This is a genomic window from Bartonella sp. B35(2025), assembly GCF_053794465.1.
On the sequence record NZ_CP200035.1, the window covers coordinates 41,599 to 55,120 of the forward strand.

Genomic DNA, 13,522 nt, shown 5'->3' on the forward strand with positions numbered 1-13,522 from the left:
TTATAAAAAGTAATATATGTCTCATAAAGTGTAAATTTAAGGTATAATCAATTTTTTCAAAAATAAGATAGTTCTCTAAAATTTATATTTTGTTCAAAGTATTAGAGATGTATTTATATATTTGCTATTTCACCAACAAAACTATTTGAGCTCGCATTTTTAATATGAATTTCCATGACAGTACCAATAGAAGCTTCTGTATCTACCACAACAGGCAATAACCAAGGCGAACGCCCTATCATTTGCCCAGAGTGACGCCCAGCTTTTTCAATGAGAATATCAGTTGTTTGACCAACTTTAGAGTTTAAAAATTCATGTTGTTGTTCAAGGAGAAGGGCTTGTAAACGTTGAAGACGGGCATTTTTTACAGATTCATCAATATGATTTTTCATTGTTGCACCAACTGTCCCAGGTCGGGGGGAATACTTGAAAGAATAAGCGGAACTATATTTTACTTGTTTAATAAGTTTGATAGTTTCTTCAAAGTCTTTATCTGTTTCTCCCGGAAATCCTACAATAAAATCGCCTGAAAAGGCAATATCAGGTCGTGCAGTACGAATTTTTTCAATGAGGTGAAGATAATGAATACTTTTATGTTGGCGGTTCATCGCTTTTAGAATACGATCTGAACCTGATTGAACAGGAAGATGCAGATAAGGCATTAATATATCAAGATCTCGGTGTGCAGCAATAAGACTGTCATCCATATCACGTGGATGGCTAGTTGTGTAACGCAGGCGCTTTAAACCATCTAGCTTAGCAAGATGATAAAGAAGGTCACCAAGACGCCAGGTTTTTCCATTAGCACTTTGTCCGTGCCAACCATTTACATTTTGTCCAAGGAGTGTAATTTCTTTGACGCCGGCTTCAATGAGTTGACGTGCTTCATCGCTAATTTGTTCAACGGGACGTGATGTTTCAGCACCCCGTGTATATGGAACAACACAAAAGGTACAAAATTTGTCACAGCCTTCTTGTACTGTTAAGAATGCACTAACGCCTCGTTTTCTTACAGCATGTTTATTATGAGGTGGTAAATGAGCAAATTTATCTTCGACAGCATAATCTGTTTGGACAACTTTTTTCCCCTCTTTGGCTTGTTTTAATAAATCTGGCAAACGATGATACATTTGTGGACCAATGACAAGATCCACTGTTGGTGCACGACGTAAGATTTCACTCCCCTCAGCTTGTGCAACACAACCGGTCACACCAATCATAAAAGGTTTATCAGATGCACGTTCTTGACGCATTATTCGTAAGCGGCCGAGATCAGAATAGAGTTTTTCTGCCGCTTTTTCACGAATATGACAAGTATTAACTAGAATAAGGTCAGCATCATTTGGTGTGTGTGTTGTAACATAACCCTGTGAGCTGAGACTATCGCTCATCCTTTGGCTATCGTAAACATTCATTTGACACCCATAGGTTTTTATAAAAACCTTTTTGGGCGCAGTAGGGAGTGTATTTTTAGGATTTGTTTGTTTCATAGTGCACATCTAACCGTTTTTTACGCAAATCTCAATCTATTTGCTGAAAAGTTTTTTGCATGATAATTGCATCTATGCGACTGTTTTCTGATTGATAATAGGCAAGGCGTTTAGAAATTTTTTGAAATTCAAAACGTTGATAGAGGCTCAAAGCAGAAAGATTAGTTTCTTCTACTTCTAAAAATAGTTTTGCAGCGCGCTTATTATAAAGATGGCGAAGTGTACTATCAATAAGTAAGTAACCAATTCCTTGTCGACGACAATGGGGGTGGACAGCAATTGTAATGATTTCTGCTTCATCAACAATGAGACGACACAGGCAAAATCCTAAAATTTGATCAGGTTTACCAATGAAATAAGCTTTGTATCCAAAGATAACTTTATCTTTTAAAAAATTATCAAATACTTGTTTTTCCCAAGAAGGGATAAAACAATGATGATGAATTTGGTGGAGAAGAGCGCTATCGTTAGCTTGCAGTGGAGCAATCTCAAAATGCTTTTTTTTAACAAAAATTTGGCCATTATTGTTTTCGTGGTAAAGCGAAAGAAGTTTGTTGTTTTGCATCAGCATTGCGTAAATAGAGTGGACGGGGTGGATTTTGTGGTTGTTTGTCTACAGCAAGATGAGCATAGCTTATAATATCAGCTGCTTCGCATAGGATCTGGTCTAATATAATTTTTTTGTTTATCTTATTATTTTTAATATGCAGTTCAATGATATTGGCTGCTGGGCCAATCAATCTAGTTTGCTGCGGTAAATCTTCAATGACATTTTCAATTGTTTTTAAGCTAGGTTCACTTAACGGTGTGAGATCTTCATTAAAACTTTGATGGTAAAACATGGATCGACCCGCTTCGATAACAGCAGTAATCGCTGATGCTGTATTTTTATTAGTTGTTTGTGCTGCTAATGCTTCAAGTGCGCTTACTCCAACAGCTGGTATTTTTAACGCCAGTGCCAAAGCTCTTGCTGTTGAGACACCAACACGTATACCAGTAAACGATCCAGGCCCAATATTGACCGCAATACGATCAATTTGATCAAGAGTAATATTGGCGTGATCAGTAATTTTAGCAATGTATTCAATAAGTTTTTCAGCATGCCCTTTATTCATACGTTCACTGATACGTGTAATAACAGACTTATTATGAGTGAGCGCAGCGGCGCAATAAATTGAAGCAGTGTCTATAGCAAGGATAAGCATAAGAATATTTTAACTAGATAACATGACAAACAAAAACCCTACCATATTTTTTATTTCGTTACTGCATTTTGCAATATTTTAAGAAAGTCGTAAAGCTGATAGGTGATATCATTTTTTGCAAATGTACCTGTTTTTATCAATGATAAATAACTTGAAGAGTAAAAGTAACAAAATTTAATATTAAAATCCATATAAATTCAACAATTATTACAATTTAAACACTTATACAAGAGGCAGATATTGCTGTCAAAATATAGTACAGCATAATTTATAAATATACGGTATTAGCTAAATGGCAAATTCACAAGTAGATATAAAAGAGGGTAAAAACAAAATAATAAAAATTCCCAAAATAGTGGTAAAAATAACTAATAAAGCAGCATATTCATGGTGAGTATTAATAAATGTAATTATAACGATAGCCACATTACCACAAGCGGTCAGCATTGCTCAATTTAATAGACAACCTCACAAAACTGACTGATAATAAAATTTTGTAAAAAGCTATTTCTCTATGATTCTTAAACCATAAATTAAGGCAGATATAAGTAGATATGCTGAATTTTGGAACTAAAAGCATATCAGAAGATAAAGCCTTTTTTGGAGGAAATTTAGATATTTTCTTATAAATCAAGAGCAATGAAAAGCAAAAAGGGATGATAGGTAAGCGCGTATAATCTTAAAAATTAGTTCTTGCTTGTAAAGCGGCAGCTAAGGTTCCATCATCAAGATAATCTAATTCACCTCCTACTGGTACTCCATGAGCAAGTCGGGTAATTTTAACTGAAAAATTGGAAAGTTGGTCAGTTATATAATGAGCTGTTGTTTGCCCCTCAATAGTAGCATTAACGGCTAGAATAATTTCTGTAATTGAGCTATTTATAACACGCTGTACTAAGGGAGCAATATTGAGCTCATCAGGGCCTATTCCATCTAATGGAGAGAGCCGTCCGCCCAATACATGATAACGTGCTGCTAGGGTTTTTGCACGTTCGAGAGCCCAAAGATCAGCAATATCTTCTACAACAATGATTGTTGTATCATCACGTCGGGGATCTGTACAAATTGAACAAGGATTAGCTGTATCAATATTTCCACAAACAGAGCAAATACAAACTTTATCTGCAGCTGCTTGTATTGCAGTTCCTAAAGGTTCTAGCAATGTTTCCTTTTTTTTTATCAAATGAAGTGCAGCACGGCGTGCTGAACGTGGGCCAAGACCTGGTATTCGCGCCAACAGTTGAATAAGACGCTCAATTTCAGGTCCTGCAATATGTTTAGACATACTATTATTCCAAGAGATTTGATAAAAGCTGATTCATTAGAATGGAAATTTAAAACCTGATGGGAGTGGTAATCCTGCTGTCATGCTTTGAGTTTTTTCTGCTATGGTCATTTCAATTTTTGTTTTGGCTTCATTATAAGCTGCCATAATTAAATCTTCAAGAATTTCAGTTTCTTCAGGTTTAATTAATGAAGGGTCAATTTTGATCGCCGTTATAGCATTTTGACCATTTAAAGTAACTTTAACGAGTCCACCACCGGCAACTCCAGTTACTTGCAGATCAGCCACTTCTTTTTGAATCTGCTGCATTTTTTCTTGCATTTCTTTGGCTTTTTTCATCATGCTCATCATGTTACGCATAGGAATGAGTATCCTTATTCATCATTAATATGAACTTCATTTTTAAAGGTATCAGAGGGTAAATCAAGATTATTTTCTTTTTTATTTAAACGAATATCAACAATTTTTGATTCTGGGAAATGATTGAGGATTTTTATAATGTCAGGATCTTCTTGTACGCTAGAAAAAAGAGTTTTTTGAATAGCTGTGTTTTCTTCTTGTAGGGTTGGTCCTCCTCCTTTATCGACAAGAGTTATAGTCCAGCTTTGTCCAGTCCATTGGGAAAGTATTTTTTTTATATCACGTACAAGTGAGCGTGGAGCATCTTTTGCAAGTCTCAAAGTGATATGCCCTGGTTCAAAAGAAACAGGATGAACAAATTCTTTAATAAATAATTTCAAAGGAATATCATTATATCGTTCAGCTAATTCAATAATACTATGTAAGGAATCAATGGTTATAGTTTTTTGTTCAGTAATTTCTTTTGCTGTTTGCGTAGAGAAATTTGGTAAATTTTCAATATCTTCAGAAGAGTCAGCAGACTGAGAAATTTCAAGAGTTTTCATCATTCTAGAAGAGTTTGTATTTTCAGGAATTTGAAACTTCAATGAATCTTCCATTTTTAAGGAGCAATCTCCTTGATTTTTCAAAGATGTTTTGAAATCTGGTTGATTTTGTGGCACATTTGAAATGTGTGGGGAAGAATGGGTATATGCAGTTGCTACCTTTGTTGTGTTATCTACTTTTGTAGATTTTTGATGAGAAGAGTTTTGGATAATTGTAATTGGTGTTTTGTCTTGTGTAAGATTTTTTAAAGCTTCACCAAGAGTTGGTAGATCAGCAGTATGAGCAAGACGAATCAATAACATTTCAGCTGCTTGAATTGGAAGCGTAGCTTGACTAACTTCTTGTATTCCTTTGAGTAATATTTGCCAATTTCGAGATAAAATGGGGATGGAAAGTTTTTTTGAAAAATCTAAGCTTCTTAAACGCTCATCTTCAGTAAGCGAAAAATCTCCCGCTATTTCTGGTATGAATCGTAAACGTGTAACCAGATGATTGAAATCAGCTAATCCTGTCAATATAGCAATGGGATCAGCGCCTGCATTATATTGACTGTGTAATTCATGCAACGCATTGATAATGTTACCCTTCATGATGTATTCAAAGAGATCAATAATACGTGCTTGATCAGCTAATCCTAACATTGTGCGCACTGTAACGGTGCTGATATTGCCATTGCTATGAGAAATTGCTTGATCAAAAATGGACAGTGCATCACGTACGGAACCTTCGGAAGCACGGGCAATCATGGACAGTGCTTGATCTTCCACTTCTACTTTTTCATACTGGGCAATTTGGCGTAAATGCGTTACTAAAACTGCAGATTCAATACGCCGTAGATCAAAACGCTGGCAACGTGAAAGAATAGTGATAGGAACTTTGCGAATTTCCGTTGTTGCAAAAATAAATTTTACATGCGGCGGTGGTTCTTCAAGTGTTTTTAATAAACCGTTAAATGCTTGTGTTGAGAGCATGTGCACTTCATCAATGATATAAACTTTATAACGTGCAGAAACAGGACAATAACGTATTTGTTCAATAATTTCACGAATATCATCAATACCTGTATGTGAAGCCGCATCCATTTCAATAACATCAATATGGCGTCCTTCAATAATTTGTATACAATGTTCACCAAGTGTATTTAATGCGGTAGTTGGTTGATTAATATCTTTAGTTTTATAGTTAAGCGCACGTGCTAAAATACGTGCTGTTGTGGTTTTACCTACTCCACGAATTCCCGTTAGCATCCATGCTTGTGCAATGCGTCCTGTTTCAAAAGCGTTAGTAAGGGTGCGCACCATTGCTTCTTGACCGATGAGGTCAGAGAAATTTTGAGGACGATATTTTCGGGCAAGAACACGATAGGTTGTTTCTATCGGCATATTTTTCATAAACGATTCCAATTTTGAATCTCTTTTGAATACATTTCAATAATACGAAAGTAGAAGCTAAAACTGTATTTTAATATAAAAGGATTTTTTCTCAATCAATTTATTTTTTATAAAGAGAGGGGTTGTTGGCTTAAAGGCAACCAAAATTCTTTTACTTACTCTATACAAATACTGTAACGGATTGAGGATGTTACACTGAAAAATGACAGAAATATGATTTATTCAATAAGATAGGAGGATGGTATGATGACCCGTCCCAGAACTCGTTAGGGCTGCTTCTTTCCAGACCTGACCCGATTGGCGAGCGGTTCGTCCACCACCAGCCTCCCAATATCATATTGTCGATTTAAAATAAAAAATCAAGTTAAGAAATAAAAAATATAGAAAGAATGGAAAGAATGGTAAAATATTTTGCTTTTGAGCTTAATTCTTATCCGATGGATTGTAAATATATTAAAGGTTTGTCAATTTTCTTGGAGCAATGGAGCAATATTCTACACTTATTTTGTATGAAAAAGTTATTCTCTTTATTTGACATAATTAGATGTAAAGATATGCTCGTTTTTAAGATTTTCTTAAGGATTTAGAAGCAAAGGCACTAAAATTACTAAGTTATAGCAAAAAGGGAGAGAAGTGGTGTATACAAGCTATTTGATTAGCTGAAACCAAAAATTGATAAGGAATATTATTGTTGTTGAATTTTATAGCTTTAAATAATTGGTAAATTCTTTAACAGTTAGAGCAAAAATAAAATTAATTTCTCTTGGAATGAAACTGAACGGAATATAGCATAAAACACAAGTTTACTGTAAGCTTGAGTATAACTAGAATAAAATTAAAGCTAAGATTTTTAAGGAGTACTGTAATATTGATGTTATTACTAACATACTGAAATATTTACTACTATTTTCATATTTGCATTGTATTTGGTAAGATATAAGACATTATTTTTAGAACTTAAACCTTAAGGTGGAGATTTTATAATTTCTCTGATACGTAAATGCTATGACTTATAGCTATTGTGGGTAGCTTAATTGCAAAGGTGAATGCTTGGTGAATGCTTTTATTTATTTTTTAAAAAATTAGTTCTGATAATGAAAATACAAAATAATTTAATTAGCTGTGAAAGTTACATAATATTTAATTTTCTGCACAAGTACAAAAGCTCAAATCCACAAAAAATCCAACTCTGAGAATTTACTATACTTCATTTTCCCTAAAGATTTACCTAAGTAATTGGATTAATTTACTCAGAAATTTAGATTTCTTCAGAAATATTATCAATCGTAATCTCCTGTATCACAATTCATTCCAATAACATTTCTTTTAGTAATATTCTTAAAAATATAATTTCCTGACGAAGGGAAGCTTATATCGAGAGATTTTATGTTTTTAAGTATAAAAATCTTATTTTCTTTATCATGTATTATTTTTTTTTCATTATCAGCAACAATCTTTAATTTGTCTAGGTCAGAAGGAGCAGAATAGGATAAAGTAAAAGAGGTTTTCTTGGGTTTAAATTTTTTACAAGAATACTCAACACCATTATACATTTTATTAGATGCGCCAATTATCACTCTTTCACTTGGTGCAAAATTCCATTTTCTCTCACCAAATCCAGCAAATGCAATATCGGAGAAAACAAGAATATTTGCAGCTAATAATCCTTGAGTGAAGAATTTCTTCATTACTTTTCTCTCTATTCTGAATGCAGTTAATTATGAATAAATTTTTACCAATATGCAATATAAATTTTTATTAATATGCGAATAAAGTCGAATCTAACTTAGACGCAGAAGAATAAGCTATATTTTTTAGCTTTATAACGCTATTTTGAGAATTACTTAAAATCGATAGATACGAATATATAGTTAGTTTAATTTATTATAATAATAGTTTAAATTGCTTTCTGTCCTCACTTAGAAATTTTAAGTTATTCCTCTGAAACATATTTTTATGGAAGTTTGTTTGTATTTTCAAAATTCTCTCTTTTTGTTCGTAAGTGGTATGGATAGCTAAAGAAATTTCTATTCATATACATATGACACTCGGTTTTTTTTTGTAGGGTAGATACCAATAATGCGAAATTCAGTAGAGAAGAAAGCTAGTTCTTTTAAAGCAAGTTGCATAATGGGATCTTCAGGATGCCCTTCGATATCAACAAAAAACTGTGTTGCATTAAAATTTCCATCAATTTGGTAGCTTTCTAATTTTGTCATATTTATTCCGTTTGTAGCAAAACCTCCCATAGCTTTATAGAGAGCAGCTGGAGTATTACGGACTCTAAAAAGCAAACTAGTAATGATTTTTTCGCTATTTTGTGGTTTAGATACATACTGTTGAGAACGTGAAAGAATGATAAAACGAGTAATATTATGAGGACTGTCTTCGACATTTTTTTCGAGAATATCGAGTCCATACAGTTTTGCTGCGATTAGAGGCGCTAAGGCTGCTTGTGAGCGTTTAGCATCTTGTTTAATAAATTTTGCAGCTCCAGCGGTATCGGCAGATATAATAGGTTTCCAACCATTATCACGTATAATTTTACGACATTGTGCAAGGGCATGAATGTGGCTATGAACGGTTTCAATTTCTTCATGCATAACCCCTGGTAAAACCATTAATTGAAAATGGATAGGTAAAAAATATTCACCAATAATATAGAGGGATGATTGTGGTAGTAAGTAATGAATATCTGCAACACGACCAGCAAGAGTGTTTTCAATGGGAATCATAGCAAGATCAGCTTGCCCATTTTCTACTAAATTAAGTGCATCTTCGAAAGTGGTAGAAGGTATGGCATCCATATCGGGAAACACATTAATACAAGCAATATGAGAATTAGCTCCATATTCTCCTTGGAAAGAAATTTTATTGGTTTTTTTAGTTGATTTCATGTTAAAATCTCGCAAATTCTCTCAAGATCTTGTTGTGTATTGACACCTAAGGGAATTGTATCGACGATTCCTACATCAACACGCATATTATGTTCTAATGCACGCAATTGTTCAAGCTTTTCACGTTTTTCAAGTATGGATGGTTTGAGTGCAGCAAATCGCTCAAGTGCTTCACGTCGATAGGCATATATCCCAATATGATGATAAAGAGGACCATCTCCATACGGTGCTGTTGCGCGAGTAAAATAAAGGGCACGGAGACGATTTTGAGAAAGTGGTGTACCAATAATTTTAACGATATTTGGATCTATCTTTTCATTGTCTTCAACAATTTTTGCTCCCAAAGTTGCAATATCAGTTAAGCTATTTTCTAAAGGCTGCAAGGTACTCATAATTTCATTAGGGGTTATCGTCGGCAGATCACCTTGTATATTCATAATGATGTTATAATGTTTTTCAGGATCAATATGAGTTAAAGCTTCATAAATACGATCAGATCCAGATTTATGATCGTTACGTGTTATGGTACATTCATGTCCGTAAGCTGTAACAGCTTCGGCAATATCGTTATGATCTGTTACAATAATAGTACGTCCTAATTTAGCTTTTTTTGCCTGTTCAGCAACATGAACAATCATTGGCTTTCCAGCAATTTTGATGAGAGGCTTTTGAGGTAAACGGGTTGAGCCTATACGGGCAGGAATAAAAATAATTGGTTTAATAGTCATTACAAGATTCCTGATGCAGTGTGTGGTGTATTTATAAGGTTGTGTACTATAAGGAAAAAGCTTAAAATGAAAGGATAATAAAAATATTGAATTTTTGAATCTTCATGAATTACTTGAAAGTTATTTATTTTGTTTGTGCTTGTCTATTTTTGCTGATTATTATGGCAGGAATTTTCATACTCAGTAATACGGTTTATGATAACTCTGCATCTGTTCGATATTCTAACAAGATTACGGAAGATAATACTCTTAAGGAGAAAAAGCAAATACTTGACCTTGACGTTCCTTTGTCGTTAAGTGATCGTCTTCAACGAGGAAATCTTGAGAATGGGCGTAAGATTTTTCGTCAATGTGCTATATGCCATACTTCTGGACGTAATGAGTTTAGTCGTGTTGGTCCAACACTTTGGGAGATAGTTAATCGCCCTTTTGTAGCTGAAAAAGGGTTTACTTATTCACGGGTGTTACGTGCAAATTCTGATAAAAAATGGGATTTTGAGACTTTAGATTTTTATCTACAATCACCGCGTGAAGCATTTCCAGGAACAATTATGTCTTTTCGTGGAATAAAAAACGACCAAGATCGTGCTGATCTTTTACTTTATTTACGTAACTTATCTGATCATCCTGTTCCGTTGCCAATGGATAATGAAAAAAGCAAGTTAGATTAATTTATATCAGAAATACGCATTGTGGGAAGAAGTACGATTGATTTTTATTTATAATTTTGGTTTTATAAATTTATCAAAAGAATTGTTGTCAATGTGTCCTTTAAAATTGATTGAGTGCAGTTGTATCAGAAGATAAAATAAAAAATAATGCCTATATTTTTTAGTGTCTTTTATGGGTTATATAAATTAAATTTAGTATCTTAAAATTAGCATTTATGACTATTTAATTTATGCCTAACGGATCTATCACAAGTATTATTGCTTAATTATTATTATTGCTTAATTATAAAGAATATACGGTGTAATGCTGTAAGATGAGTGAGGATTCTTATACAAAAGGATATGCAGTTATTGAACCTATTAAGAGTGCTTTATCCATTTTTTTATTATATTTTAATTATTGCTGATTTTTTAATGAATCGACATCTCCTTTTAATGTAAGTGTGTGGGCAAAGATTGTTTATTTTATATCCTTGGCTATTATCGTTTGTGGTAGCTAAATAAGTTAAGATAGGAGTACAAGCCTTCTGTCATCAATAACAACAGTATATGCTGCTTTAAGCTCTGTTATTTTTGAACTGCTCACTGTAGGAAAAATGATGCGGAGTTCTTAGTGTCCAATTTTTTCATTATTTAAATGTTATATCAGTTTCTTACATCATAAATTTTCTCTTGTCATAGTTTCTTTATTATTTACTAAGTTTATAGCGTATAGAGCATTCTGCTTTAAGTTATAGGGAGGTTTTATTTATGAAAATTGCTATTCAAATGGATCATATTTCAACACTTCGGATTCAAGGTGATACAACATTTTCACTTGCTCTGGCAGCGCAAGAACGTGGATATTCTCTTTTCCATTACACACCAGATTGTTTATCTATGCGTGATGGTTGTGTGATTGTACGATTAGAATCATTAACGGTGCGTGATGAAGAAGGGAACCATTATAAGTTAGGGCAGTCTGTACGCACAGAATTGATGGATATGGATGTGGTTCTTTTACGCCAGGATCCACCTTTTGATCTAAATTATATTACTACGACTCATTTATTAGAACGTATTCATCCTAAAACGCTTGTCGTGAATGATCCAGTATGGGTACGCAATAGTCCAGAAAAAATTTTTGTGACTGAATTTTCTGATTTGATGCCAGAAACGTTAATTACGAAAGATATTAAGGAAATAACAGATTTTAGAGCTGTGTTTGGTGACATCATTATTAAACCACTTTATGGCAATGGAGGGGCGGGTGTGTTTTATTTGAAACAGGATGATCGCAATTTAGTATCACTTTTAGAAATGTTTACGCAAAATTATCATGAACCTTTTATTGTTCAGCGTTATTTGGATGCAGTGCGAAAGGGAGATAAACGGATTATTTTGCTAGATGGTACACCTGTTGGGGCTATTAATCGAGTTGCAGCAGAAATGGATATTCGTTCTAATATGCATGTTGGAGGTCGTGCAGAAAATATTGATTTAACAAAACGTGATTATGAGATTTGTGAACGCATTGGTCCAGCTTTGCGGAAACGAGGTCTTCTTCTTGTAGGGATTGATGTGATTGGAGATTATATAACAGAAATTAATGTTACATCTCCTACAGGAATTCGTGAAATTAAACGCTTTGGTGGTACAGATATTGCGAATCTTTTCTGGGATGTAGTTGAATTTAAGCGTTCAAATTAAATTTGTTTAAACAAAAAATCAGAACATGATTTTTTCAAAAAAATTATTAATGTTGCTTTTTTATATTTATCATACCGCAAATGTGAATTAAAATTTAGATTATCGTGTGATATGCATGAGAGGCCTTGGTTCTCATTTTAGGGAGTTTATGGATGAGCAGATTTTTATCCGTTGGAGTGGGATTGGTCTTCATAGTTATGTTGTCAATGAGTGTTGGTAATGCACGTGATCAAATTCAGATTGTTGGTTCATCTACGGTTTTACCGTATCAAAAAATCGTTGCTGAGATATTTGGAGAAATTTATCCTCATTTTAAGGTTCCAGTTATAGAGTCGGGTGGTTCAGGCGCTGGTATTAAGGAGTTTTGTCGTGGGATTGGAAAGAACACGATTGATATTGTTAATACTTCTCGGGCAATGAGATCGGGTGAAATGCAGTCTTGTTTTGATGCCGGTGTAAAAGATGTTGAGGAAATATTAATCGGGTATGATGGTATCGTTTTAGCAACAGATATTAATGGTCCTAATTGGAAATTGCAGCCAGTGGACATTTATAGGGCATTAGCTGCTCAAATTGTTGTGAACGGGAAATTACAATCAAATAAAATTACAAAATGGAATGCAATCAATAGTACTCTTCCTAATTGGACAATAGCAGCTTATATTCCTGGAGAAAAGCATGGAACACGTGAAGTTTTTGAAGAAAAATTGCTTGCTGTAGGCTGTAAGGCTAGCGGAGCAGTTGATGCAATGAAATCTTTAGGGATGGATGATAAAGCAATATATGCTGCCTGTATTGCTATACGTAGGGATGGAAAGGTCATTGATATTGATGGTGATTATTCTGAGACATTTGCTCGTCTAATTTCTAATAAAACAGGGATTGGTGTTTTTGGTTTGTCTTTTTATGAAAATTATGCTGATAAGCTAAAGGCTGCAGATATTAATGGTTTTACACCAACTGTTGCAACAATCTCTAGTGGTGAATATCCAGTTTCACGTCCACTTTTCTTCTATGTTAAAAAAGTACATTTAAGTATTATTCCAGGCTTGCAAGAATATGTTAATTTTTTTCTTTCTGATCAAATGATTGGCCCAAGTGGCCCATTGGCTGAATATGGTTTGGTTGTTGTTTCTGAAAAGGAGCGGCAGGCACAGCGTTCTGCTTTTTCTGCTGGTACCGTGATAATTTTGAAATAATTTTCTGAATTTGCAGTATAGGAGTTTTCTAAACTATTTTTTTGTAAAAATTGAACGATGA

Annotated in this window: 12 protein-coding genes and 1 other RNA gene; 3 read left to right on the plus strand and 10 right to left on the minus strand. The window is 33.9% G+C overall.

The genetic code is table 11. The features are described 5' to 3' along the window. Positions 1–113: 113 nt before the first annotated feature. From miaB to V4P56_RS00235, 10 genes are all read right to left on the minus strand, one after another. Complete coding sequence (miaB, locus tag V4P56_RS00190; RefSeq protein WP_455482102.1) at positions 114–1,490, minus strand: tRNA (N6-isopentenyl adenosine(37)-C2)-methylthiotransferase MiaB; 1,377 nt, start codon at positions 1,488–1,490, stop codon at positions 114–116. A 31-nt stretch (positions 1,491–1,521) separates the two neighbouring features. Further along, positions 1,522–2,055 (minus strand): ribosomal protein S18-alanine N-acetyltransferase, encoded by a 534-nt coding sequence (rimI, locus tag V4P56_RS00195; RefSeq protein ID WP_455482103.1) that lies wholly within the window; start codon positions 2,053–2,055, stop codon positions 1,522–1,524. Further along, entirely contained in the window at positions 2,012–2,695 is a 684-nt protein-coding gene (tsaB, locus tag V4P56_RS00200; protein WP_455482104.1) for a tRNA (adenosine(37)-N6)-threonylcarbamoyltransferase complex dimerization subunit type 1 TsaB, read from the minus strand. Before tsaB ends, rimI begins: the two co-directional genes overlap by 44 nt. Before the next feature lie 679 nt (positions 2,696–3,374). After that, positions 3,375–3,980: a recombination mediator RecR gene (recR, locus tag V4P56_RS00205; RefSeq protein WP_455482105.1), complete on the minus strand. Its 606-nt coding sequence runs from the start codon at positions 3,978–3,980 to the stop codon at positions 3,375–3,377. A gap of 36 nt (positions 3,981–4,016) precedes the next feature. Further along, positions 4,017–4,340 carry a YbaB/EbfC family nucleoid-associated protein gene (locus tag V4P56_RS00210; protein WP_455482106.1) on the minus strand — a complete coding sequence of 108 codons (324 nt, stop codon included), beginning with the start codon at positions 4,338–4,340 and terminating at the stop codon, positions 4,017–4,019. Between the two features lie 14 nt (positions 4,341–4,354). Continuing rightward, complete coding sequence (locus V4P56_RS00215; protein WP_455482107.1) at positions 4,355–6,277, minus strand: DNA polymerase III subunit gamma/tau; 1,923 nt, start codon at positions 6,275–6,277, stop codon at positions 4,355–4,357. Between the two features lie 230 nt (positions 6,278–6,507). Further along, an RNA gene (gene ffs / locus V4P56_RS00220) (signal recognition particle sRNA small type) lies at positions 6,508–6,605 on the minus strand. Positions 6,606–7,557: 952 nt separating this feature from the next. Next, the gene (locus V4P56_RS00225) at positions 7,558–7,965 is read right to left on the minus strand and encodes a hypothetical protein (protein ID WP_455482108.1); all 408 of its coding nucleotides are present in this window, start codon (positions 7,963–7,965) and stop codon (positions 7,558–7,560) included. A 339-nt stretch (positions 7,966–8,304) separates the two neighbouring features. After that, positions 8,305–9,174, minus strand: coding sequence for a prephenate dehydratase (locus V4P56_RS00230; RefSeq protein WP_455482109.1), 870 nt, complete (start codon positions 9,172–9,174; stop codon positions 8,305–8,307). Then, a complete protein-coding gene (locus tag V4P56_RS00235; RefSeq protein WP_455482110.1) occupies positions 9,171–9,902 on the minus strand; it encodes a 3-deoxy-manno-octulosonate cytidylyltransferase in 732 nt (243 codons plus the stop codon). Before V4P56_RS00235 ends, V4P56_RS00230 begins: the two co-directional genes overlap by 4 nt. Positions 9,903–10,006: 104 nt before the next feature. On the opposite strand from V4P56_RS00235, the gene V4P56_RS00240 reads away from it, so the two are divergent. The 3 genes from V4P56_RS00240 to V4P56_RS00250 all read left to right on the plus strand — a co-directional run bounded on the left by V4P56_RS00240 (position 10,007) and on the right by V4P56_RS00250 (position 13,461). Then, the gene (locus V4P56_RS00240) at positions 10,007–10,573 is read left to right on the plus strand and encodes a c-type cytochrome (protein ID WP_455482111.1); all 567 of its coding nucleotides are present in this window, start codon (positions 10,007–10,009) and stop codon (positions 10,571–10,573) included. Between the two features lie 750 nt (positions 10,574–11,323). Further along, a complete protein-coding gene (gene gshB / locus V4P56_RS00245; protein WP_455482112.1) occupies positions 11,324–12,262 on the plus strand; it encodes a glutathione synthase in 939 nt (312 codons plus the stop codon). A gap of 152 nt (positions 12,263–12,414) precedes the next feature. After that, positions 12,415–13,461: a substrate-binding domain-containing protein gene (locus V4P56_RS00250; protein WP_455482113.1), complete on the plus strand. Its 1,047-nt coding sequence runs from the start codon at positions 12,415–12,417 to the stop codon at positions 13,459–13,461. The last annotated feature ends 61 nt before the right edge of the window (positions 13,462–13,522 follow it).